This window comes from Streptomyces sp. NPDC006368, assembly GCF_040612535.1.
GTDB lineage: Bacteria > Actinomycetota > Actinomycetes > Streptomycetales > Streptomycetaceae > Streptomyces.
This window is the reverse complement of the sequence record NZ_JBEXQK010000007.1, coordinates 118398-142193: the sequence shown is the minus strand read 5'-3', so window position 1 is coordinate 142193 and position 23796 is coordinate 118398. Positions and strand designations below refer to the sequence as shown.

Sequence of the window (23796 nt, the reverse complement as noted above, 5' to 3'; positions counted from 1 at the left end):
CGATGCCAGGGGTCCGCGCTTGCCACAGACGTCCTGCCTGCGGCCTGGTCTTCACCCGGGGCACCCCGCCACGGACGGAGGGTTGCCGGACAGCGGGCCGGGGCCGTAGTCGCTGTCACTCATGACCTGCCGAGAAGTTAAGGCACGCGATCGCCTCCGCGCAACCCGTGCCCGGATACCGGGACACGCGACAGGGGCCCGGTTCACGCCCGGGCCCCTCCGTAACACCGCGAGAGCTACGCGTTGCTGGCCGCGACCCACCGCTCCAGCGCCGCGCGCGCCGCGCCCGAGTCGATCGACTCGGCCGCCCTCGCCATGCCCGCATGGATCTGCTCGGTCAGCGGCGCGTCCGACGGCTCCAGGGCCACCAGCGCCGCCGCCGCGTTGAGCAGCACCGCGTCCCGCACCGGCCCCGTCTCGCCGCCCAGCAGCCGGCGCGCCACGTCCGCGTTGTACGACGCGTCCGCGCCGCGCAGCGCCTCGACCGGCACCAGCTCGACGCCCACGTCGCGCGGGTCGAACGTCTCCTCGCGCACCGCCCCGTCCCGGACCACCCACACCTTCGAGGTGGCGGTGGTGGTCAGCTCGTCGAGCCCGTCGTCGCCGCGGAACACCAGGGCGGAGGAGCCGCGCCGGGCGAGCACCCCGGCCATGATGGCCGCCATGCGCGCGTCGGCGACGCCCGTGGCCTGGGCGCGGACCCGTGCCGGGTTGGTGAGCGGGCCGAGGAAGTTGAAGGTGGTACGGATGCCGAGCTCCCTGCGGGCCGCGGCCACATGGCGCAGCGCCGGGTGGAACTTCACCGCGAAGCAGAAGGTGATGCCCGCCTCCCCGGCGACCTCCGCCACCCGCCGGGGTGCCAGCTCCAGGTTGACGCCCAGCTTCTCCAGGACGTCCGAGGAGCCGGACGCGGACGACGCGGCGCGGTTGCCGTGCTTGACGACCTTGGCGCCCGTACCGGCGACGACGATCGCGGACATGGTGGAGATGTTGACGGTCCTGGCTCCGTCGCCGCCCGTGCCGACGATGTCCACCGACGGGCCGGGCACCTCGATCAGATTGGCGTGCTCGTACATGGTGCGGACGAGGCCGGAGATCTCCTCGACCGTCTCGCCCTTGGCCCGCAGCGCCACCATGAACCCGGCGATCTGGGCGTCGGTCGCCTCGCCGCGCATGATGAGGTCCATCGCCCACGCGGTGTCGTCGGCGCTCTGGTCGCGCCCCTCCAGCAGGCCGTTCAGCACCTCGGGCCAGGAACGACCCGCCGCGCTCGGTCCTCCAGCGGGTTGCACAGCGCTCATGGTCGCTCCTGGTGTCCGTGCGTAGGGGAATGACCACTCCACCCTATCGAGCCGGCGGCACGGCAAAGAGCCCCGTCCGGCGAATGGACGGGGCTCGATGCTGTGGCGACCTGGTGTCGGTCGGGCCGGTGAGGACCGGGCGATCAGTGGTGGCCGTGGCCGCTCGTGATCTCCTGGTACTCCTCGACGGTGGCCTTGGGGACCTGGTTCCCCTCGCCGTAGTACCCCTTGCTCAGCTTGGCGCGGAGCTTCTGGCGACGGGTGAGCTTGCGCTCGACGCCGTTCTCGTCGACCTCCGGGCCGATCTCGGCCGGCTGGTACTGCTCGTGCGCGGTGAGCGCGTGCAGCTGGGCCTGGCTGAGGGGCTCGTGGATCTCGACGAACTCGCCGTGCGGCAGGCGCTTGATGATGCCGGACTCGCGTCCGTGCAGCACCTTGTCCTTGTCACGCCGCTGCAGACCCATGCAGATCCGCTTGGTGACGATGAACGCGACGACCGGGCCGACGAAGAAGGCGATCCGCACGAACCACGTGATCGCGTTCAGCGACATGTGGAAGTACAGGGCGAAGATGTCGTTTCCACCGCCCAGCAGCATGATCATGTAGCCGGTGACCCACGCGACGCCGAGAGCGGTCCGGGTCGGCGCGTTGCGCGGCCGGTCCAGCAGGTGGTGCTCCCGCTTGTCGCCGGTGATCCACGACTCGATGAACGGGTAGAGCGCGATCGCGGCGAGCATCAGGCCGAAGACCATCAGCGGGATGAACACGCCCAGGACGAGCGTGTGGCCCCAGAGGTTGATCTCCCAGCCCGGCATCACACGGACGAGACCCTCGGCGAAGCCCATGTACCAGTCGGGCTGGGCGCCGGTGGACACCTGGTCCGGGCGGTACGGCCCGAGGGCCCAGATCGGGTTGATCGTGAACAGCGCCGAGATGATCGCGATGACACCGAAGACCAGGAAGAAGAATCCTCCCGCCTTGGCCATGTAGACCGGCAGCAGCGGCATGCCGACGACGTTGTTGTTCGTCCGGCCGGGGCCGGGGAACTGCGTGTGCTTGTGGTAGAAGACCAGGATCAGGTGGGCCACCACGAGACCGAGCATGATGCCCGGCAGCAGCAGGATGTGGATCGAGTAGAACCGCGCGATGATGTCGTGGCCGGGGAACTCGCCGCCGAACAGGAACATCGAGATGTACGTGCCGACGATCGGCATGGACAGGATCGCGCCCTGCGTGAAGCGGACACCGGTGCCGGAGAGCAGGTCGTCCGGGAGCGAGTAACCGGTGAAGCCGGTGAACATGCCCAGGACGAACAGCAGGAAGCCGAACAGCCAGTTGATCTCACGCGGCTTGCGGAACGCGCCGGTGAAGAAGACGCGCATCATGTGCACGAACATGCCGGCGATGAAGACGACGGCGGCCCAGTGGTGGATCTGCCGGATCAGCAGACCACCGCGGACGTCGAAGCTGATGTCCAGCGTCGAGGCGTACGCCTCCGTCATGCGGATGCCCTGCATCGGCACGTACGAGCCGTGGTACTCGATCTCGTTCATGCTCGGGTGGAAGAACAGCGTCAGGTACACACCCGTGAGGATGATGATGATGAAGCTGTAGAGGCAGATCTCACCGAGCATGAAGGACCAGTGGTCCGGGAAGATCTTCCGCATGTTGGCCTTGGCCAGGGAGTAGATCCCCAGCCGGCCGTCCGCCCAGTCGGCGACGCGCTCGCCGGCCGGCGCCTTGCGCTGTGCGTCTTTTGCGGTCGTGGTGCTCATCCGCGCTCCCAGAATGCAGGGCCGACGGGCTCGGGGAAGTCGCCGAGCGCCTCGAGGAAGCCCTCGTCATTCACACCGATCCGCAGCTGCGGAAGGGGGTGGCCGGCCGGGCCGAAGATGACGCGGGCGCCGTCGGCGAGGTCGAAGGTGGACTGGTGGCACGGGCAGAGGACGTGGTGGGTCTGCTGCTCGTACAGGGAGATCGGGCAGCCCACGTGGGTGCAGATCTTGGAGAAGGCCACGATGCCGTCGTGCGACCACTCGAGCTCGCGCTTGTCCTTGATGTCCTCCGGCTGGATCCGGACGATCATCAGGGCATCCTTGGCGATCTTCGTGTTGAACTCGTGGTCGTCCTCCTCCAGGCCCTCGGGCTTGGCGAAGGTCAGCGAGCCGACGGCGACGTCCTCGGGACGCAGCGGCTCATTGGTGTTCATGTTGATGAGCTGCTTGCCCTTGGCCCACGACGTGTGGAACAGCTTCTTCTCGGGCATCGGACCCAGCTCGCGCAGCAGCACCACGCCGGAGAGCGGCACCATGGCCAGCGCGCCGAACATCGTGTTGCGGATGAGCGGGCGGCGGCCGATCGCGGACTCGCGCGCGCCGTCGGCGAAGTCCGCCAGGACCTTGGCCTTGACGTCGGGCTCGGCCTCGATGGCGTGCCGGTCGTCGGCGACCTCCTCGTCCGACATCAGGGTGCGGGCCCAGTGGACCGCGCCCGCGCCGATGCAGAAGAGCGCGATGCCCAGCGTCAGACCGAGCGACAGGTTCGTCGCGCTGACACGGCCCAGCGGCCACACGTAGACGAGCTTGTCGACCGGGAAGATCACGAAGGAGGCGATGAAGCCGATCGTGGCCAGCATCGACAGCGTGAACAGCAGGGCAACCGTGCGCTCGGAGCGCTTGGCGGCCCGCTCGTCGATGTCCTGGATGCGCGGCTTGTGGGGCGGCAGCCCCGGGTCGGCGAACGGGTTCTCCGCCACCGCCGTGCCGTGCGCGGTGTCCTGCTCGCTCGGCAGGCTCTGTGCTTCTGGAATCTCTTGGCTACTCATGACTTCTTGGCCTTAGCGGTGTGGGCCGCGACCCAGACGGCAACAGCGATCAGCGAACCGAGACCGAAGATCCAACCGAAGAGGCCCTCGGGCACCGGGCCGAGACCACCCAGTCCGAAGCCGCCGGGGGTCGCGGTGTCCTGACCGTTCACGGTCTTGATGTACGCGATGATGTCCTGCTTCTCCTTCTCCGGCATCGTGGTGTCGGGGAAGGACGGCATGTTCTGCGGGCCGGTCTGCATGGCCTCGTAGATGTGCTTCGGGCTCACGTCATCGAGGCTCGGCGCCCACTTGCCCTTGGTCAGAGCACCACCCTGACCGGTGAAGTTGTGGCACTGGGCGCAGTTCGTACGGAACAGGTCACCGCCGCGGGCGATGTCCGCGCCCTTGGGGCTGTACTGCTTCTCGGTCGGGGTCACCGGGCCGGGGCCCAGGGACGCGACGTACGCGGCGAGCTGGTCGATCTGGGCCTGCGAGTAGATGTTCCTCTTCTCGGGCACCTGGGCGCCCGGCTGCTGGGCCGGCATGCGGCCCGTGGCGACCTGGAAGTCCACGGACGCGGAGCCGACGCCGACCAGGCTGGGGCCGTCAGAGGTGCCCTGACCGCCGGTTCCGTGGCAGCTGGCGCAGCCGACGGAGTACAGCTTCTTCCCCTCCTCGATGGCGAGGGACTGGGCGGTCTCATCGGCCTGCGCCTTGTCCGCGGGTGCGAACGCGGCGTACAGCCCCCCAGTGGCCGCCAGCGCGAGAAGTAGGACGACGACCGCCGCCAGCGGATGGCGTCGTCGTGCGGAGAGCTTTTTCACGGATTTCCCCGGTGTCAGGATCTTCTGCGTCGATGCTTGCTGGATGTGTCGGGCGTACCTGCGTACGGGCCCGATTACTTGATCATGTAGATCGTGGCGAAGAGGCCGATCCAGACGACATCGACGAAGTGCCAGTAGTAGGACACGACGATGGCGGCGGTTGCCTGCTCATGGGTGAACCTCTTCGCCGCGTACGTCCGGCCCAGGACCAGCAGGAAGGCGATCAGACCGCCCGTCACGTGCAGGCCGTGGAAGCCGGTCGTCAGGTAGAACACCGAGCCGTACGGGTCGGACGAGAGGGAGAGCCCCTCGTGCTTGACCAGCTCGGTGTACTCGAAGACCTGGCCGCCGATGAAGATGGCACCCATCACGAACGTGATGATGAACCACGCCCGGAGCTTCTTCACATCGCCCCGCTCGGCGGCGAACACGCCGAGCTGGCAGGTGAGGGAGGAGAGCACCAGGATCGTGGTGTTGGTCGCCGAGAACGGGAAGTTCAGCGCATTGGCTTTCTCTGCCCAGAACTCGGCACCCGTCACCGATCGCAGGGTGAAGTACATCGCGAAGAGGGCCGCGAAGAACATCAGCTCGGAACTCAACCAGATGATGGTTCCGACGCTGGTGAGGTTCGGCCGATTGACCGACGGGTGCGCGTGCCCGGTTTCTACTGTCGTTGCTGTCGCCACGACCGACATTATGTCGGTCGCTTATCCCGCCCTCACTCCGGGGGGTGCCGTTCGGTGTGTTGATGGGGTCCGGCCAGCCCGAACGGCCCACCGAAGCGGGCCTCCGGCCACCCGTCGAAGGCATGTCCGAACCGGTGTGGACACGGGGCGCGGAGGAGTAGCATCCGGCGCATCGGTTCCTGCCCATGCCGCCGACGTCCTCGGAGGAACAATGCAGTCGAGCGCCACCGTCCTGGTCTACAGCGACAACGCCAACACCCGCGAGCAGGTGCGGCTGGCGACCGGACGCAGGCCCGCGGCCGACGTTCCGCCGGTCGAGTACATCGAGTGCGCGACACTCCCGGCCGTACTCGAACAGCTGGACAAGGGCGGCATCGACGTCTGCGTCCTGGACGGCGAGGCGACGCCCGCCGGCGGGATGGGCGTCTGCCGCCAGATCAAGGACGAGATCTTCCGCTGCCCGCCCGTCCTCCTGCTGATCGGCCGCCCCCAGGACGCCTGGCTGGCCACCTGGAGCCGCGCGGACGCGGCCGTCACCCTCCCCGTGGACCCGGTCGAGTTCGCCGACGCCCTGGCCGCCCTGCTGCGCGGGCGGCTCGCCGTGGAGGCGTGATTCCTCGGGGGGCCGGTTCGCCTCAGGCGACGGCGGGGCGGAGCCTCGCCGGGTCCTCCGGGGTGGCGTGCGGGTGGGTCGGGGCGGTCAGCGCGCTGCCGGTACGCCACGCGTCCCAGGGCAGGTTCCAGTCGCCGAACCCGTTGCCGAAGTGGTCCATCTCCTTGCCGGAGCTGTTGACGACCGTGACGAGGTCGCCCGGCCGGACGGTCTTGAAGAACCACTCGGCGTTGCTCATGGACATGCCCGTGCAGCCGTGGCTGACGTTGGCGGAACCCTGCGATCCGACGGACCAGGGCGCCGCGTGGACGTACTCCCCGCTCCAGGTGACCCGCGTCGCGTAGTAGACGGGCAGGTCGTACGACTCGCTGCTGCCCGCGGCGATGCCGACGGTGGTGCTCCGCATCCGTACGAAGTACTCCTTGCCGAGCACCACCTTGATGCCGTTACGGGTGGAGAAGCCCGGCTTTCCGGTGGTCACCGGAATGGTGTTGATCACTTGCCCGTTGCGTTTGACCGTCATCCGGTGCGCCGCGGCGTCCGTGATGGCCTCGACGCGGTCGCCGATGGTGAGGCTGAGGTCCTTGACTCGGCCGCCGTACAGGTCGCGCTCTATCCGGACGCCCGCGAGATTGCCGGTCGCCGTGACGGACGCGCCGACGGGCCAGAACTCCTTGGGCCGGAAGTGCAGCTTCTTGTCGTCCACCCAGTACCAGGACCCTTCGACGGCCGGGGCCGAACGGACCTTCAGGGAGCGCTCGACGGCGGCCCTGCCCTCCCTCGACGCGACCGGGGCGCTGAGCTCGGCGGTGACGGGCTGCCCGACGCCGTACGTGCCCGCCTGCGGGCCGAATGAGACGGTCAGGACCCTCTTGGCGGGCGCCGTCTCGAATGTCAGCGTACGGCCGCCCGGAGCGCCGTCACTGTCCTCCGTGGCGACCTTGACGGTGTAGCGCGTCCCGGCCACCAGCGGGCCCGTGGAGCGCCACCGGCTGCCGTCCGCGGAGAGCTCGCCGGCCAGGTAGTGGCCCGCGGTGTCGACCGCCGTGACGTCCGTGATGCGGCCGTCCCCGCCCCTGGCGGTGACTTCGAGCGGCTTGTCCAGAGGGGCCTTGCGGTCACCGGAGGGCGCGTTGAAGGAGATCTGCCGGGCCGCGTCGTACGGCTCAGCGGCCAGGGGGTGGCCCTCCGGGCCACCGCACGCGGTCGCGCTCGCCCCGACGACGGCGACCAGCAGGGTGCAGCTGAAGGCGGTGCTTATGCGTGGGGTGTGGCTCATAAAGCACACCGTAGGAAGAGCGGTGCGCAGCGGCACGCGGGATGACTCCAAAAGAGTGGCCCGGTGCCCTCCATACGGAGGGCACCGGGCCTTGAGGAGCATGGAACCGGACTACTGGTTCTGGTTCTCGCCCCGGTAGTACTCGAACACCCAGCCCCACAGGCCGATCAGGACCAGCGGCAGGGAGAAGTACAGCAGCCACCAGCCGAGCGCCACGGCCAGGAACGCGAAGGCGCCACCGATCGCCAGCGAGAGCGGCTGCCAGCTGTGCGGCGAGAAGAAGCCGACCTCACCGGCCTCGTCCGCGACGTCCGCCTCCTTGTCGTCCTGCGCCATGGCGTCCACGCGCCGGGCCGTGAAGGCCAGGTAGTAGCCGATCATGATCGCCAGGCCGAAGGCCAGGAAGAGCGCCGTCGTACCGGCCGGCTCCTTGGACCACAGGCCGTACACGATGGCCATGGCCAGGATGAAGAAGCTCAGCCAGATGAACATCTTGCCCTGGATCTTCACTTGCCGACCTCCTTGCCACCGAACAGCGCGGTGTCCTTCTGCCCGTCGTTCTCGAGCTGGCCGAGAGCGGCGATCTCAGGGTGGTGCAGATCGAAGGCCGGCGATTCGGAGCGGATGCGCGGCAGCGTGAGGAAGTTGTGCCGCGGCGGCGGGCAGGACGTCGCCCACTCCAGCGACCGGCCGTAGCCCCACGGGTCGTCCACGCCGACCGGCTTGCCGTACTTGGCCGTCTTCCAGACGTTGTAGAAGAACGGGAGGATCGACAGGCCGAGCAGGAACGAGGCGATCGTGGAGATCGTGTTCAGCGCGGTGAAGCCGTCGGCGGCGAGGTAGTCCGCGTAGCGACGCGGCATGCCCTCGGCACCGAGCCAGTGCTGCACCAGGAACGTGCCGTGGAAGCCGATGAAGAGCGTCCAGAAGGTGATCTTGCCGAGGCGCTCGTCCAGCATCTTGCCCGTGAACTTCGGCCACCAGAAGTGGAAGCCCGCGAACATCGCGAAGACCACGGTGCCGAAGACGACGTAGTGGAAGTGCGCGACGACGAAGTACGAGTCGGAGACGTGGAAGTCCATCGGGGGCGAGGCCAGGATGACGCCGGTCAGACCACCGAAGGTGAAGGTGACCAGGAAGCCGATCGTCCAGAGCATCGGGGTCTCGAAGGACAGCGAGCCCTTCCACATGGTGCCGATCCAGTTGAAGAACTTCACACCGGTCGGCACCGCGATCAGGAAGGTCATGAAGGAGAAGAACGGCAGCAGCACACCGCCCGTGACGTACATGTGGTGCGCCCACACCGTCACGGACAGACCGGCGATCGCGATGGTCGCGGCCACCAGGCCGATGTAACCGAACATCGGCTTACGGCTGAAGACCGGGATGATCTCCGACACGATGCCGAAGAACGGCAGCGCGATGATGTACACCTCCGGGTGCCCGAAGAACCAGAAGAGGTGCTGCCAGAGCAGCGCTCCACCGTTGGTCGGGTCGAAGATGTGGGCACCGAACTTGCGGTCCACCTCCAGCGCGAAGAGCGCGGCGGCGAGGACCGGGAAGGCGAGCAGGACCAGCACACCGGTCAGCAGCACGTTCCAGGTGAAGATCGGCATGCGGAACATCGTCATGCCGGGAGCGCGCATGCAGATGATCGTGGTGATGAAGTTGACCGAGCCGAGGATCGTGCCGAAGCCGGAGAAGGCCAGACCCATGATCCACATGTCGGCGCCGACACCGGGCGAGCGGATCGCGTCCGACAGCGGCGTGTAGGCGAACCAGCCGAAGTCGGCCGCGCCCTGCGGGGTGAGGAAGCCGGCCACCGCGATCAGCGAGCCGAAGAGGTAGAGCCAGTAGGCGAACATGTTCAGCCGCGGGAACGCCACGTCGGGCGCGCCGATCTGCAGCGGCATGATCCAGTTCGCGAATCCGGCGAACAGCGGCGTCGCGAACATCAGCAGCATGATCGTGCCGTGCATCGTGAACGCCTGGTTGAACTGCTCGTTCGACATGATCTGCGTGCCCGGACGAGCCAGCTCGGCGCGCATGAAGAGCGCCAGCAGACCACCGATGCAGAAGAAGATGAACGAGGTGACCAGGTAGAGCGTGCCGATCGTCTTGTGGTCGGTGGTGGTCAGCCACTTCACGACGACATTGCCGGGCCGCCTGCGCCGTACGGGATGTTCGTTCTCATACGGCTCGGTCACCGAGCCGTCGGCTGCCGTGGCGGCACCCTGAGGTTCGTTGAGGATGCTCACAGTTGGTTGCTCTCCGAGTTCCTGGCCGAGTCGGTCATCTCAATGCCCGCCGGGATGTAACCGGTCTGCCCCTTCTCGGCCAGCTCCTTCAGGTGCTGCTGGTAGCGCTCCGGGGAGACCACCTTGACGTTGAAGAGCATCCGGGCGTGGTCGACACCGCACAGCTCGGCGCACTTGCCGCGGAAGGTGCCCTCCTGGGTCGGCGTCACCTCGAAGACGTTGACGTTGTGACCGGGGAAAACGTCCTGCTTCATCAGGAAGGGAAGGACCCAGAAGGAGTGGATGACGTCACGGGACGTCAGGACGAACCGGACCTTCTCCCCCTTCGGCAGCCACAGGGTCGGACCCGGGTTGCCGTTCTGGGGGTTGCGGGTGCCGGGGATGCCGTAGTCGTGGACGCCCTCGGCACCCGCGGGGAAGTCCTTCCGGAGCCTGTCCGGAATGACCGCGAGTTCCGTGCTGGACTTGGCGTCGGTCTCGGCCTTGCCGTCGACGTTCTCGACGTAGTTGAAGCCCCAGCTCCACTGGTAGCCGACGACGCTGATCGTGTGCGCCGGCTTCTTGGAGAGTTCGAGGAGCTTCGACTCATCGCGCGCGGTGAAGTAGAACAACACCGAGACGATGATGAGCGGGGTCACCGTGTACAGGGCCTCGATCGGCATGTTGTACCGGGTCTGCGGAGGAACCTCGACCTTGGTGCGGCTGCGCCGGTGGAAGATGACGCTCCACAGGATCAGGCCCCAGACCAGCACGCCCGTGGCGAGCGCTGCCGCCCACGAGCCCTGCCAGAGGGAGAGGATCCGCGGAGCCTCCTCCGTCACCGGGGTGGGCATACCAAGGCGGGGGAAGTCCTCCCAGTTGTACGAGCAACCGGAGGCGGTAGCCAGGATCAGGCCCGCAGTCAGCACCTGCGGCAGCTTCCGCCGCATCGGGCGCCGCGACGAGCGGTCGGAGCCGTTGGGACTCACGTAGCGCCTTCCCGAGAGTCTCGCCCGCGCGTTCGGCTGCGGCCGTCACGCTGGTCGGTCGCCGGCCCTGACGCGGGCAGGGGTTTGGATGTTTATGCGGACCAAACCCTACTGGACGCTATTTGGGGTCGCGCGGGGAGGGTGCCCAACGCGCCGCCGGGCCCCTCTTTCGGGGAGGCTCGCCCGCCCGAGGGCGCCGGCGACGCCCGGGGGACACGGGGGTGGGCGGGCCGGAAGGGGGCGGGGTTAGCGTGGGCGTGTGGCCTACTTCGATTCCGCTTCGTCCGCTCCCCTCCACCCCGTCGCGCGGCAGGCCCTGCAGGCGTCGCTCGACGAGGGGTGGGCCGATCCCGCGCGGCTCCACCGGGAGGGGAGGCGGGCGCGGTTGCTGCTCGACGCGGCGCGGGAGGCCGCCGCGGAGGCCGTGGGGTGCCGGCCCGACGAGCTCGTGTTCACTCCATCGGGTACGCGGGCGGTGCACTCCGGGGTTGCCGGGGCGCTCGCCGGGCGCCGGCGTGTCGGGCGGCATCTGGTGGTGTCGGCGGTGGAGCACTCCTGCGTGCTCCATGCCGCTGCCGCGCACGAGGCGGACGGCGGGACGGTGACCGAGGTGCCGGTGGACCGGGCCGGGCGGGTGGAGCCGGACGCGTACGCGGCGGTGCTGCGGGACGACACCGCGCTCGCCTGTCTCCAGTCGGCCAACCACGAGGTGGGAACCGAGCAGCCGGTGGCCCGGGTCGCCGAGGCCTGCCGGGAGGCGGGGGTGCCGCTCCTGGTGGACGCCGCGCAGTCGCTGGCGTGGGGCCCGGTGCGCGGTGACTGGTCGCTGCTCACGGCAAGTGCCCACAAATGGGGTGGGCCTGCGGGCGTGGGGCTGCTCGTGGTGCGCAAGGGGGTCCGGTTCGCGCCCAAGGGGCCGGTGGACGAGCGGGAGTCGGGGCGGGCGGCCGGGTTCGAGAACATCCCGGCGATCGTGGCGGCGGCGGCTTCGTTGCGGGCGGTGCGGACCGAGGCGGCGGCGGAGGGCGAGCGGCTGCGCGGGCTGGTGGAGCGGATCCGGACGCGCGTGCCGGAGATGGTGCCGGATGTGGAGGTGGTCGGCGACCCGGTGCGGCGGCTCCCCCATGTGGTGACGTTCTCGTGTCTCTATGTCGACGGGGAGACCCTGCTGCACGAGCTGGACCGGCTGGGTTTCTCCGTTTCGTCCGGTTCGTCGTGCACGAGTTCGACGCTGACACCCAGCCATGTGCTGCGCGCCATGGGAGTCCTGTCGGAGGGCAACGTGCGGGTGTCCCTGCCTGCGGGGACGGCCGAGGCCGACGTGGACCGGTTCCTGGAGGTGCTGCCTGCGGCGGTGAAGGGGATACGGGAGCGGTTCGGCGCTCCGGACCACGGCGACGTGGCCGCGCGGGACGGCGGTGAGTCGCTGGTCGTGGACACGATCGGGAAGCGCTGCCCCATCCCGGTGATCGAGCTGGCGAAGGTCATCGACGACGTGCCGGTCGGCGGGACCGTCACGGTCCTCAGCGACGACGGGGCCGCCCGGCTCGACATCCCGGCGTGGTGCGAGATGCGCGGCCAGGAGTACGTGGGCGAGCGACCGGCGGACCACGGTGTGGCCTACGTGGTCCGCCGGGTGGGTTAGCGCGGCAGGAGGGCCTGGACCTCGGCGGCGGCCTCGTCGCCGTACGCCTTGGCGAAGCGCTCCATGAAGTGGGCGCGGCGCAGCGTGTACTCCTGGGTGCCGAGCGTCTCGATGACGAGCGTGGCGAGCATGCAGCCGACCTGGGCGGCGCGCTCCAGGCCGACGCCCCAGGACAGGCCGGACAGGAAGCCGGCGCGGAAGGCGTCGCCGACGCCGGTCGGGTCGACCTTGGCCTCCTCCTCGGGGCAGCCGACCTCGATGACCGGCTCGCCGGCCCGCTCGATGCGGACGCCCCGGGAGCCGAGGGTGGTGACGCGGTGGCCGACGCGGGTGAGGATCTCCTCGTCGGTCCAGCCGGTCTTGGACTCGATGAGCCCCTTCTCGTACTCGTTGGAGAACAGGTACGTCGCGCCGTCGAGGAGCGTGCGGATCTCGTCACCGTCCATGCGGGCGATCTGCTGGGAGAAGTCGGCGGCGAACGGGATGGAGCGGGTCCGGCACTCCTCCGTGTGGCGGAGCATCGCCTCGGGGTCGTCCGCGCCGATCGAGACCAGGTCGAGGCCGCCGACGCGGTCGGCGACGGCCTTCAGCTCGATCAGACGGGCCTCGCTCATGGCGCCGGTGTAGAAGGAGCCGATCTGGTTGTGGTCGGCGTCGGTGGTGCAGACGAAGCGCGCGGTGTGCAGGACCTCGGAGATCCGGACGGAGGCGGTGTCGACGCCGTGCCGGTCGAGCCAGGCGCGGTACTCGTCGAAGTCGGAGCCGGCCGCGCCGACCAGGATCGGGCGCGTCCCGAGCTGTCCCATGCCGAAGCAGATGTTGGCCGCCACCCCTCCCCTGCGTACGTCGAGGTTGTCGACCAGGAAGGAGAGGGAGACCGTGTGCAGCTGATCGGCGACCAGCTGGTCGGCGAATCGGCCGGGGAAGGTCATGAGGTGGTCGGTGGCGATGGAGCCGGTGACTGCGATACGCACGGCTGGGCGCTCCTGCGGGGAGGGGAGGTTGACGGTTAACGCTACCGGGTCCGGCTCCGGCCCCCCAGGGCGGAAACTACCCGATAGTAGGTCTTTTTCGGTGCCCTTTCTCGTGCGTACGGTGCGTTCATGACCAAGTACAGCGTTTCGCGGGGGCACGAGGGATCCGAGACGGGTGTCGAGTTCGGCCTGGCCGAGCTGTGCGGGGACAGCGCCCGCATGGTGCCCCACTGGGTGGCACCTCCGGAGGACGTGCCCTCGGCGCCCGTTTCGCCGTCGCTGATCCACGGGGTGGTCGTCCCGGCCGCGTCCGCGCGGCTGATCGACGCCACGGCCGAGTACGGCGCCTGAGGGCCGGGGGAACCGCGCGCTCCTCCGCTCCGTCCCATCGGTGTCTCCCGCGCGGGGGATACGACGGACGAAGGAGCGTTGCGGTGAGCAGTACGGAGCCCACACCTCAGGACAGCCCCCGTCGGCGGCGTTCGCCGCTCGCCGTCGCCTCGGTGGCGGCGGCGGTGCTGCTCGCCGGGGGTGGCGGGGCGTACCTCGCCACGGCAGCGTCGGACGACGGCTCCGCCACGCCGGCCGCGGGACGCGCCACGCCTCCGCCGCTGGCGCTCGACGGGCACACCGGGACGCCGGGGATCGCGCCCGGTGAGCCGGATCCGGGCGGCGTGGTGTACCGGGCCCGGGGCGAGCTGCCGGACGGGCCGGACTCGGCGCACCTGTACCGGCCGCGGGGCACCGTCGGCGCCGGCGAGGTGGCGCGGCTGGCCAAGGCGCTGGGCGTGACGGGGACGCCGCGGCTGGACGGCTCGGCGTGGAAGGTCGGCCCGGAGAAGGACGGCTCGGGCTCGCACCTCCAGGTGGGCCGGGAGGCGCCGGGGACGTGGACGCTCGGAGCCGCGCCGACCGGGGACGACTGCCGCAAGGCCACGCGGTGCCCCTCGGGCGGGGGCGCCTCGGCCGGGGGTTTCCCGGGCGGGCGGCCGGTGAGCGAGGAGGCCGCGGAGAAGGCCGCCGCGCCCGTGCTGAAGGCGCTGGGCCAGGACGACGCCAAGCTGGACGCCACGCAGCTGATGGGCGCGGTCCGGGTGGTCAACGCCGACCCGGTCGTCGGCGGGCTGCCGACGTACGGCTGGTCGACGGGCGTCCAGGTCGGCCCGGACGGGCGTGTCGTCGGGGGCAGCGGGCGGCTGAAGGAGCCCGCCAAGGGCGACGAGTACCCGGTGATCGGCGCCGACAAGGCGCTGGAACTGCTGAACCGGTCGTCCGGGGACGGGCGCGTCGGGATCGGCGGGTGCGCGACACCGGCGCCGGTGGAGCGCGGCGACGCCGAGCCGGCCGCCCCCTGTGAGCCGGAGCGCACCGCGAAGAAGGAGACGGTGACGATCGGCTCGGCGGTCTTCGGGCTGGCGGCGCAGTTCACGGAGGGGCGCCCCGCGCTCGTACCGTCGTGGCTGTTCGAGGTGGAGCCGAAGGGCGGCGCGGAGCCGTTCACGATCACCTATCCGGCGGTGTCCCCCGCGCACCTGGCGCCCGCGCCGGCGCCGACGCGGCCGGAGCTGCCCGACGCGTCGGGGCGGCGGGTCGAGTCGTACCGCGTGGACGGCGCCGGGCGGAAGCTGACCGTCACGTTCTGGGGCGGCGTGTGCAGCACGTACACGGTGAAGGCGGCGGAGAGCGCCACGCAGGTGAGGGTGACGGTGGTCGAGTCGCCGCCGGAGCCGGAGCGGTACTGCATCGCGATCGCCCAGGAGCAGACCGCGTCGGTGACGCTGGACAAGCCGCTGGGTGACCGGAAGGTCGTGGACGCGGCCGGCGGCACCGCCGTACCGCGGAAGTAACCCCTGGCTTTTCCGCGCCGAGGACGCACGACGGCCGAGGACGTACGACGAAGGCGGCGGCCCCGGATGGTGGGGGCCGCCGCCTTCGCACGTCAGGCGCCCGCGTACGTCAGGCCGTACGCCGGGCTCAGCCGCGACGCCGGGATCAGCTGAAGGAGTCGCCGCAGGCGCAGGAGCCGGTGGCGTTCGGGTTGTCGATGGTGAAGCCCTGCTTCTCGATCGTGTCGACGAAGTCGATGGAGGCACCGCCGAGGTACGGCGCGCTCATGCGGTCGGTGACGACCTTGACGCCGTTGAAGTCCTTGACGACGTCACCGTCGAGCGAGCGCTCGTCGAAGAAGAGCTGGTAGCGCAGGCCGGAGCAACCGCCGGGCTGTACGGCGACGCGCAGCGCGAGGTCGTCGCGGCCTTCCTGGTCGAGCAGGGCCTTGACCTTGGCCGCGGCGGCGTCCGACAGGAGGATGCCGTCGCTGACAGTGGTCTTCTCGTCCGATACGGACATCTGCTTCTCTCCCGGGTTGTACGGAGACTGCTTGCCGACGGTTGCAACCGGCGGGGCCGCGGATTCATTCCGGGGCCGAGCGCTTGTCTTGTTCCTTCATGCTCGCACACCGGCCTCCGGGCAAGCACCGCCACGGGGAGAGGGGATGTGTCACATCGACACTATGGCCATCGTCAAAGTGACGTGAAGCGGTTATGATAGATAGCGTCAATTAGACGAAAAGGCTTAGAAGAAAGGGTGCGTGACGTGACCACCGCCCAGCCCCTGGATGTCCAGCCGACGCCGCTCGCCCTTCTGCTGCTCGGCCGCGAGGCCGACCCGAGGAGCGAGCGGGGAGTCGAGTGCCCCGGTGACCTGCCGTCGCCGTCCGACCCGGACCTGGTGGAGCGCGCCCGCGCGGCCAAGGAGAAGCTCGGCGACAAGGTCTTCGTGCTGGGGCACCACTACCAGCGCGACGAGGTCATCCAGTTCGCCGACGTCACCGGCGACTCCTTCAAGCTCGCCCGTGACGCGGCGGCGCGGCCGGAGGCGGAGTACATCGTCTTCTGCGGCGTGCACTTCATGGCCGAGTCGGCCGACATCCTGACCGGCGACGACCAGAAGGTCGTCCTGCCGGACCTGGCGGCGGGCTGCTCCATGGCCGACATGGCGACGGCCGAGCAGGTCGCCGAGTGCTGGGACGTGCTCGCGGAGGCGGGCATCGCCGAGGTGACGGTCCCCGTCTCGTACATGAACTCCTCCGCCGACATCAAGGCCTTCACCGGCAAGCACGGCGGCACGATCTGCACCTCGTCGAACGCCAAGCGCGCCCTGGACTGGGCCTTCGAGCAGGGCGAGAAGGTGCTCTTCCTGCCCGACCAGCACCTGGGGCGGAACACCGCCGTGCGCGACATGGGGATGTCGCTGGACGACTGCGTCCTCTACAACCCGCACAAGCCGAACGGCGGGCTGACGGTCGAGGAGCTGCGCGCCGCGAAGATGATCCTGTGGCGCGGGCACTGCTCCGTGCACGGGCGCTTCTCGCTGGACTCCGTGAACGACGTGCGCGAGCGGATCCCCGGCGTGAACGTGCTGGTGCACCCGGAGTGCAGGCACGAGGTCGTGGCCGCGGCCGACTACGTCGGGTCCACCGAGTACATCATCAACACGCTGGAGGCGGCTCCGGCCGGCTCGAAGTGGGCGATCGGTACCGAGCTGAACCTGGTCCGCCGTCTGGCGAACCGTTTCGCCGATGAGGGCAAGGAGATCGTCTTCCTCGACAAGACGGTGTGCTTCTGCTCCACGATGAACCGCATCGACCTGCCGCACCTGGTGTGGACGCTGGAGTCGCTCGCCGAGGGCAAGCTGGTCAACCGGATCCAGGTCGACCGCGAGACGGAGAGCTTCGCGAAGCTGGCGCTGGAGCGGATGCTGGCGCTGCCGTAACCCCGCCCCTACGCGTGTGAAAGGGGCGCCCCGCCGGGAAGCGGGGCGCCCCTTTCGCGCTGCCGGGTGCGGTCACACGCCGGTCGGCGTCGGCACCTTCTCCGTCGCGGGGGCCGGCTGCGCCGCGCGCTTGGCCGCCTTCTTCTTCGCGCGGCGCTCCTTGCGGAGCTCGACCATCGCGTAGAGCGTCGGGACCAGCACCAGGGTGAGCAGGGTGGACGTCACCAGGCCGCCGATCACCACGACCGCGAGCGGCTGGGCGATGAAGCCGCCCTCGCCCGTGATGCCCAGCGCCATGGGCAGCAGGGCGAAGATCGTCGCCAGTGCCGTCATGAGGATCGGGCGGAGGCGGTGGCGACCGCCCTCGATGACCGACTCGACGATCCCCAGCCCCTGCGCCCGGTACTGGTTGATCAGGTCGATCAGCACGATCGCGTTGGTGACCACGATGCCGATCAGCATCAGCATGCCGATCAGGGCCGGGACGCCCATGGCGGTGCCCGTGGCCACCAGGAGACCGAGGGCGCCGGTCGCCGCGAACGGGATGGAGACCAGGAGGATCAGCGGCTGGATCAGCGACCGGAAGGTCGCGACCAGCAGCATGAAGACGATCGCGATCGCCGCCAGCATCGCCAGGGCCAGCTTCAGGAAGGCCTCCTGCTGGTCCTCGGAGACACCGCCGATGGTCGCCGTGGCCCCGTCCGGGAGGTCCAGCGCCCTGATCCTCGACTGGAGCTGGGCGCTGACCGCGCCCGTGTTGTCACCGGTCGGCTTCGCCGTGATCGTCGCCGCCCGCGAGCCGTCGATCCGGGTCATCGAGACGGGGCCGGGGACCAGCTTCACGTCGGCCAGGTCGGACAGCTTGGCGGGGCCGAGGGGCACCGCCTTGAGCTGGGCCAGGGTGCGGGCCGGGGACGCCGGGGTGATGACGATGTCGCGCTCGGTGTCGTCCAGGACCGCCTTGCCGGCCGGGATGCCGCGTACCGCCTGGGTGACCGCCATGCCGAGGGTGGCGTCGGTGAACCCGGCGTCCGCCGCCTTGGCGTTGGCCGTGACCGAGACGCGCGGAACGGACTGGGAGAGGTCGCTCTGGACGTCGGTGACGTCCTCCAGCCCGGAGACCTCGGCGCGTACCCGGTCCGCCGCCTTCCTGAGGGTGTCCGCGTCGGCCGCCTTGACCACGACGCTCAGGTCCTGGTTCCCGAAGCCGTCGCCCGCGGCGATCGTCGTGTCGCCGATGCCGTCGAGCCCGGCCAGCTTCGCGTCGATGCGGTCACGGGTCTTCTCGTACGACGCCGAGTCGGCGAGGGTCACCTGGTACGAGGCCTGGTTCGCACCCGTACCGCCGCCGAAGGCCGCCATGAAGCCGGACGAGCCGACGGTGACCTGGTAGTCCTCGACCTCGGGGAGGGAGGAGAGGACCTTCTCGACCTTCCTCGCGGAGGCGTCGGCGGACTCCAGGCTGGTGCCGGGCGGCAGTTCCTGCCGGATCGAGAGTGTCTCCTGGTCGCCCTGGTCGAAGAAGTTCGTCTTGAGCAGCGGCGTCATGCCGAAGGTGCCCACGAGGACGACGACGGCGATGGCGACACTCGTCAGACGGCGGCGGGTGGCGAAGCGCAGGACGGGGACGTACAGGCGCTGGAGCCGGCTGCGCGACTCCTTGTCCTCGGCCGCGCGTCGGGCCTCCTCGGGGTCCGCGGAGGTGCCCTTGGGGGCGCGGAGGAACCAGTACGAGAGGACCGGCACGACCGTCAGGGAGACGAGCAGCGAGGCCAGCAGGGCCGCGGTGACCGTCAGGCTGAAGGAGCCGAACAGCTCGCCCACCATGCCGCCGACCAGCCCGATCGGGAGGAACACGGCGACGGTGGTGAGGGTGGAGGAGGTGACGGCTCCCGCGACCTCGCGTACGGCGGTGAGGATGGCCGCCTGCCGCTCCTCGCCGTAGGCGAGGTGCCGCTTGATGTTCTCCAGCACGACGATCGAGTCGTCGACGACCCGGCCGATCGCGATGGTCAGCGCGCCCAGCGTCAGCATGTTGAGGGAGAGGTCCCGCGTCCACAGCACGATGAGGGCGAGGACGACGGAGAGCGGGATGGAGACCGCCGTCACCAGGGTGGAGCGGAGGGACGCCAGGAAGACCAGGATCACGATGACGGCGAAGACGAGCCCGAGCGCGCCCTCGGTGGTGAGGCCGGAGATCGCCTTGGAGACCGCCGGGCCCTGGTCGCTGACGACGGTCAGCTCGGCGCCGGAGCCGAGGTCCTCGCGCAGCTCGGGCAGCTTCTCCCTGACCGCCTCGGAGATGGCGACCGCGCTGCCGCCGTTGTCCATGGTGGCCATCACGGCGAGGCTGGGCTTGCCGTTGGTGCGGGTGAGCGAGACGCGGGTGGACTCCGTCCGGGCGACGGTGGCGACGTCGGCGAGGCGGACGGCCTTGCCGTTCTTGGCGGGGATACGGAGTTCCTGGATCCGGGTGAGGGATGTGAAGCCGCCGCCGACCTGGACCGTACGGTTCGTGCCGCCCTCGGAGAAGGAGCCCGCGGGGACGGTCGCGCCGCCCGCCTTCAGGGCCTCGGCCAGGGACATGGTGTCCAGTCCGGCCGCCGCCAGCCCGGCCGGGTCGGGTGTGACCGAGACCTGGAGGTCCTGCACGCCGTCGATGGAGACCTGCCCGACGCCGTCGATGTCCTCCAGGGCGGGGACGACGGTCCGCTCCAGCCGGTCGGCCAGGGCCTGCTGGTCGTGGTCGGAGGTCGCGGCGAGGACGACGGTCGGGATGTCGTCGGTCGAGCCGGCGACGACCTGCGGGTCGACGCCCTCGGGGAGCTGGACGCGGGCGCGGTTCACGGCCTGCTGGACGTCGGCGACGAGCTGCTCGGCGGACTCGTCGCCGTAGTCGAAGGTGGCCATGATCACGGCGTTGCCCTCGCTCGCCGTGGAGGTGATGCCCTCGATGCCGTCGACCGCCTTGATGGTCGATTCGAGCGGCTCGACGACCTGCTTCTCGACCACCTCCGGAGAGGCGCCCTGATAGGGGGCGAGGACGGACACCATCGGGAGTTCGATGGTGGGCAGCAGCTGCTGCTTGAGCTGCGGGATGGCGATCGCCCCGAAGACGATCGCCACGATGGACATCAGCCCTATCAGGGCCCTTTGCGCGAGGCTGAACCGGGACAGCCAGGACATGGGGTCTCTCTTCTATGGCGTGCGTATCGGCGGGTCTTCACACGATCGGCCATGGAGGGGAGGGTTCCGTCGGTCCCAGGTCCCGTTTGCTCACGGGCCGCCTACACCGGATGGAGTAGTGGGTCACTCCGCCCTGGGGCGTACCAGGCCCGATTCGTACGCCGTGACCACCAGTTGCGCGCGGTCGCGGGCGCCCAGCTTCGCCATGGCCCGGTTGACGTGGGTCTTGACGGTCAGCGGGCTGACTTCGAGGCGGTCGGCGATCTCGTCGTTGGACAGGCCGCCGGCGACGAGGACGAGGACCTCCCGCTCCCGTACGGTCAGCGCGGAAAGGCGGTCGGAGCGGGTGGAGGGGTCCGCGGTGTCCCTGGCCTGGCTGAGGAAGGTGGCGATCAGGGACTTGGTGGCCGCCGGTGACAGCAGCGCCTCGCCCGCCGCGGCGATCCGGATGGCGTTGAGGAGCTCGTCCGGCTCGGCGCCCTTGCCGAGGAAGCCCGAAGCCCCGGCGCGCAGCGACTGGACGACGTACTCGTCCACCTCGAAGGTCGTCAGCATCACGACGCGTACGCCCGCGAGGTCCGGGTCCGCGCTGATCGCGCGGGTGGCGGCCAGCCCGTCCATGCCGGGCATGCGGATGTCCATCAGGACGACGTCCGCCCGCCGCGAGTGGGCCAGGGCCACGGCCTCGGCGCCGTCGGCCGCCTCGCCGACCACCTCCATGTCGGGCTCGGAGTCCACGAGGACCTTGAACGCGCTGCGCAGCAGCGCCTGGTCGTCAGCGAGCAGCACCTTGATGGTCACGTGGCCTCCCCTGTCGGCGCGGTGAGGGGAAGTATCGCGTGCACGCGGAAACCGCCGCCGTAGCGGGGGGCCGCGGTGAGGGTGCCGCCGAGGGCGGTGACGCGTTCGCGCATGCCGACGAGTCCGTGGCCACCGCTGTCGCCCTGGGCGGGGGTGAGCGGGCCATCCCCTCGGGCGCGGGCGGGTACGCCGTTGTCGAGGACGGTCACCTCGACCGTGCGGCCCACCCGTACGACACTCACCTCGGCCGTGGCGTCCGGGCCCGCGTGCTTGCGGACGTTGGTGAGCGCCTCCTGGATGATCCGGTACGCCGCGAGGTCGACGGCCGCGGGCAGCGGCGTGTCGTGGTCGGTGCGGGCCAGCTCCACGGGCAGCCCGGCATGCCGGAACGTGGCGAGCAGGTCGTCCAGCACGGCGAGGCCGGGGGCCGGTTCGGTGGGCGCCTCGGGGTCGCCGGACTGGCGCAGCAGGCCGACCGTGGCCCGCAGTTCGTTCAGCGCGGAGCGGCTGGCGTCGCGGACGTGCGCGAGGGCCACCTTGGCCTGGTCGGGCCGCTTGTCCATGACGTGGGCGGCCACCCCCGCCTGCACGTTGACCAGCGCGATGTGGTGCGCGACGACGTCGTGGAGGTCACGGGCAATGCGCAGCCGCTCCTCGGCGACCCGGCGGCGGGCCTCCTCCTCGCGGGTGCGTTCGGCGCGTTCGGCGCGCTCACGGATGGCGTCGACGAAGGCGCGGCGGCTGCGCACGGCGTCGCCCGCCGCCGCGGCCATGCCGCTCCACGCGAAGACGCCGAGGTTCTCCTGGCTGTACCAGGGAGCGGAGCCGAGCAGCATCGCCGCGGCCGTCAGCACCGTCATCGTCAGCAGGCCGACCCGCCAGGTGGTGGGCCGGTCGGTGCGCGCGGCGACGGTGTACAGCGCGATCACGGCGCTCATCGCGACGGGCGCGGCCGGATCGCCCTCGGCGAGCTCGACGACGGAGACGGCGCCGGTGAGCAGCAGCACGCGCAGCGGGGTGCGGCGGCGCCAGACGAGGGCGGCGGCACCGGTCAGCATGAGCAGCACGCTGCGCGCGTCGGGGGTGCGGTCACCGAACGTGGGGCCGTTCGGGCTGCCGTGCGGATCGGCGAACGAACCGGCGACCATGCACACGAGGACGGCGAGCGCCAGGGCGCCGTCGAGGGCGAGAGGGTGGTCGCGCAGCCAGCACCGGCCGCGTACGAGCCCGGTTCCGAGGGAGTTCACGTCGGGCAACGGTACGGCGTGGAACGCGCTGTGCCCCGCCCCGGGTTCGGGGCGGGGCACTTGGGCGGTGTCGGAGGTGCGGGCCGGTGCGGCGGTGGGCTCAGGCCGGTGAGCCCGGGATGAGTCCGTCGTCGGAGAGCATCGAGCGGACCTCTTCGAGGGTCGCGTCGGGAGACGGCAGGATCAGTTCGGAGGGTTCGAGGGAGTCGTCGGGGAGCGGATCGCCGAGTTGACGCACGGCGTCCAGGAGCGCCCGGAACGTGCGACGGAAACCCTCCCCGTCGCCCGACTCCATTTCGGCGAGCAGCTCGTCGTCGAGCTTGTTCAGTTCGGCGAAGTGGCTGTCCGCCACCCGCACCTGACCCTCCCCCATGATCCTCACGATCATGACGCCGTCCTCACTGCTTGTCGAACCGCGGGTTCGACTGCTGCTGGGTCCGAGTCCGCTCCTGGTCCTGCGGGGCGCCACCCTCGATGGCCTGCTGCGCGGTGGTCCCGCCGGCCAGCTCCGCCTTCATGCGCTGGAGCTCCAGCTCCACGTCCGTACCGCCGGAGAGGCGGTCCAGCTCGGCCTGGAGGTCGTCCTTCGCCAGCCCCGAGTGGTCGTCGAGCGCGCCGGAGGCGAGCAGCTCGTCGATCGCCCCGGCCCGCGCCTGGAGCTGCGCGGTCTTGTCCTCGGCCCGCTGGATGGCGACGCCGACGTCGCTCATCTCCTCGGAGATCCCGGAGAAGGACTCCGCGATCCGGGTCTGCGCCTGGGCCGCGGTGTACGTGGCCTTGATGGTCTCCTTCTTCGTACGGAAGGCGTCCACCTTGGCCTGGAGCCGCTGCGCGGCGAGCGTCAGCTTCTCCTCCTCGCCCTGGAGGGTCCGGTGCTGCGTCTCCAGGTCGGTGACCTGCTGCTGGAGCGCCGCCCTGCGGGACAGCGCCTCCCGGGCCAGGTCCTCGCGGCCCAGCGCCAGCGCCTTGCGGCCCTGGTCCTCCAGCTTGGACGACTGGCTCTGGAGCTGGTTCAGCTGCAGTTCCAGACGCTTGCGCGAGGTCGCCACGTCGGCGACGCCGCGGCGCACCTTCTGGAGCAGCTCCAGCTGCTTCTGGTACGAGTAGTCGAGGGTCTCGCGCGGGTCCTCGGCCCGGTCAAGGGCCTTGTTGGCCTTCGCGCGGAAGATCATCCCCATACGCTTCATGACACCGCTCATGGGCTTCGCGCGCCCCCTTCTGACGGACTTCGGCTGCGGCACTCCAACAGAACCCACAGTACGGGCCCTGCATCCATTACCGCACTGTTCGAGCGCCGGTGCGCTCATCCCCAAGGACGACTGCGCACGGCTCCGATCCGGCGCGAGGAGTAGGTGGGCCCCGTACCCCTCGTATCCGTGGACGCAGGCCGTTGCCGGATCGTTCCCCGCCGGGGTGGGGTCCATGCCGCCCACC

21 protein-coding genes and 1 riboswitch are annotated in these 23796 nt (G+C 70.1%); of the genes, 5 read left to right on the top strand and 16 right to left on the bottom strand.

Annotated features, from left to right (window positions below):
- Positions 1-10: 10 nt before the first annotated feature.
- A riboswitch (SAM riboswitch) is annotated at positions 11-127 on the bottom strand.
- A gap of 109 nt (positions 128-236) precedes the next feature.
- The 5 genes from trpD to ABZZ38_RS08705 form a co-directional block, all read right to left on the bottom strand.
- Positions 237-1301, bottom strand: a complete 1065-nt coding sequence (gene trpD, locus ABZZ38_RS08725; protein WP_356737180.1) for an anthranilate phosphoribosyltransferase — start codon at positions 1299-1301, stop codon at positions 237-239.
- Positions 1302-1444: 143 nt separating this feature from the next.
- The gene (locus ABZZ38_RS08720) at positions 1445-3076 is read right to left on the bottom strand and encodes a ubiquinol-cytochrome c reductase cytochrome b subunit (RefSeq protein WP_356737178.1); all 1632 of its coding nucleotides are present in this window, start codon (positions 3074-3076) and stop codon (positions 1445-1447) included.
- A complete protein-coding gene (locus tag ABZZ38_RS08715) occupies positions 3073-4125 on the bottom strand; it encodes a Rieske 2Fe-2S domain-containing protein (RefSeq protein WP_356737176.1) in 1053 nt (350 codons plus the stop codon). Before ABZZ38_RS08715 ends, ABZZ38_RS08720 begins: the two co-directional genes overlap by 4 nt.
- Positions 4122-4931, bottom strand: coding sequence for a c-type cytochrome (locus ABZZ38_RS08710; protein ID WP_356737174.1), 810 nt, complete (start codon positions 4929-4931; stop codon positions 4122-4124). Before ABZZ38_RS08710 ends, ABZZ38_RS08715 begins: the two co-directional genes overlap by 4 nt.
- 74 nt (positions 4932-5005) lie before the next feature.
- Complete coding sequence (locus tag ABZZ38_RS08705) at positions 5006-5626, bottom strand: heme-copper oxidase subunit III (RefSeq protein ID WP_356737172.1); 621 nt, start codon at positions 5624-5626, stop codon at positions 5006-5008.
- 202 nt (positions 5627-5828) lie between these two features.
- On the opposite strand from ABZZ38_RS08705, the gene ABZZ38_RS08700 reads away from it, so the two are divergent.
- Positions 5829-6230: a hypothetical protein gene (locus ABZZ38_RS08700; protein WP_356737170.1), complete on the top strand. Its 402-nt coding sequence runs from the start codon at positions 5829-5831 to the stop codon at positions 6228-6230.
- Between the two features lie 22 nt (positions 6231-6252).
- Here ABZZ38_RS08700 and ABZZ38_RS08695 read toward each other — a convergent pair whose 3' ends face one another.
- From ABZZ38_RS08695 to ABZZ38_RS08680, 4 genes are all read right to left on the bottom strand, one after another.
- On the bottom strand, positions 6253-7509 hold the full coding sequence (locus tag ABZZ38_RS08695; RefSeq protein ID WP_356737168.1) for an Ig-like domain-containing protein: 1257 nt from the start codon (positions 7507-7509) through the stop codon (positions 6253-6255).
- A 111-nt stretch (positions 7510-7620) separates the two neighbouring features.
- Positions 7621-8019: a cytochrome c oxidase subunit 4 gene (locus ABZZ38_RS08690; RefSeq protein ID WP_356737166.1), complete on the bottom strand. Its 399-nt coding sequence runs from the start codon at positions 8017-8019 to the stop codon at positions 7621-7623.
- Positions 8016-9767, bottom strand: a complete 1752-nt coding sequence (gene ctaD, locus ABZZ38_RS08685; protein ID WP_356737164.1) for a cytochrome c oxidase subunit I — start codon at positions 9765-9767, stop codon at positions 8016-8018. Before ctaD ends, ABZZ38_RS08690 begins: the two co-directional genes overlap by 4 nt.
- Positions 9764-10735, bottom strand: coding sequence for a cytochrome c oxidase subunit II (locus tag ABZZ38_RS08680; protein WP_356737162.1), 972 nt, complete (start codon positions 10733-10735; stop codon positions 9764-9766). Before ABZZ38_RS08680 ends, ctaD begins: the two co-directional genes overlap by 4 nt.
- A 259-nt stretch (positions 10736-10994) precedes the next feature.
- Between ABZZ38_RS08680 and ABZZ38_RS08675 the strand changes: the two genes are divergently transcribed.
- Entirely contained in the window at positions 10995-12380 is a 1386-nt protein-coding gene (locus ABZZ38_RS08675) for an aminotransferase class V-fold PLP-dependent enzyme (RefSeq protein WP_356737160.1), read from the top strand.
- Here ABZZ38_RS08675 and ABZZ38_RS08670 read toward each other — a convergent pair.
- On the bottom strand, positions 12377-13354 hold the full coding sequence (locus ABZZ38_RS08670) for a carbohydrate kinase family protein (RefSeq protein WP_356737158.1): 978 nt from the start codon (positions 13352-13354) through the stop codon (positions 12377-12379). The two genes, ABZZ38_RS08675 and ABZZ38_RS08670, sit on opposite strands and share 4 nt — an antisense overlap.
- Positions 13355-13483: 129 nt before the next feature.
- On the opposite strand from ABZZ38_RS08670, the gene ABZZ38_RS08665 reads away from it, so the two are divergent.
- Together ABZZ38_RS08665 and ABZZ38_RS08660 are read left to right on the top strand one after the other, a co-directional pair.
- Positions 13484-13705: a hypothetical protein gene (locus ABZZ38_RS08665; RefSeq protein WP_356737156.1), complete on the top strand. Its 222-nt coding sequence runs from the start codon at positions 13484-13486 to the stop codon at positions 13703-13705.
- An 83-nt stretch (positions 13706-13788) separates the two neighbouring features.
- On the top strand, positions 13789-15201 hold the full coding sequence (locus ABZZ38_RS08660) for a hypothetical protein (protein WP_356737154.1): 1413 nt from the start codon (positions 13789-13791) through the stop codon (positions 15199-15201).
- Positions 15202-15346: 145 nt separating this feature from the next.
- Here the strand turns inward: ABZZ38_RS08660 and erpA are convergent, their stop codons facing one another.
- Positions 15347-15703 carry an iron-sulfur cluster insertion protein ErpA gene (gene erpA / locus ABZZ38_RS08655; protein ID WP_064071056.1) on the bottom strand — a complete coding sequence of 119 codons (357 nt, stop codon included), beginning with the start codon at positions 15701-15703 and terminating at the stop codon, positions 15347-15349.
- 246 nt (positions 15704-15949) lie between these two features.
- On the opposite strand from erpA, the gene nadA reads away from it, so the two are divergent.
- Entirely contained in the window at positions 15950-17128 is a 1179-nt protein-coding gene (nadA, locus tag ABZZ38_RS08650) for a quinolinate synthase NadA (RefSeq protein ID WP_356737152.1), read from the top strand.
- 72 nt (positions 17129-17200) lie between these two features.
- Here nadA and ABZZ38_RS08645 read toward each other — a convergent pair whose 3' ends face one another.
- The 5 genes from ABZZ38_RS08645 to ABZZ38_RS08625 form a co-directional block, all read right to left on the bottom strand.
- Positions 17201-20314, bottom strand: a complete 3114-nt coding sequence (locus tag ABZZ38_RS08645; protein ID WP_356737150.1) for an efflux RND transporter permease subunit — start codon at positions 20312-20314, stop codon at positions 17201-17203.
- Positions 20315-20437: 123 nt separating this feature from the next.
- On the bottom strand, positions 20438-21115 hold the full coding sequence (locus ABZZ38_RS08640; RefSeq protein ID WP_356737148.1) for a response regulator transcription factor: 678 nt from the start codon (positions 21113-21115) through the stop codon (positions 20438-20440).
- Complete coding sequence (locus ABZZ38_RS08635; RefSeq protein WP_356737146.1) at positions 21112-22362, bottom strand: sensor histidine kinase; 1251 nt, start codon at positions 22360-22362, stop codon at positions 21112-21114. The genes ABZZ38_RS08640 and ABZZ38_RS08635 overlap by 4 nt, the downstream gene beginning before the upstream one ends.
- 100 nt (positions 22363-22462) lie before the next feature.
- Entirely contained in the window at positions 22463-22750 is a 288-nt protein-coding gene (locus ABZZ38_RS08630; RefSeq protein WP_356737144.1) for a hypothetical protein, read from the bottom strand.
- 10 nt (positions 22751-22760) lie between these two features.
- On the bottom strand, positions 22761-23561 hold the full coding sequence (locus tag ABZZ38_RS08625; RefSeq protein WP_356737142.1) for a PspA/IM30 family protein: 801 nt from the start codon (positions 23559-23561) through the stop codon (positions 22761-22763).
- Between the last annotated feature and the right edge of the window lie 235 nt (positions 23562-23796).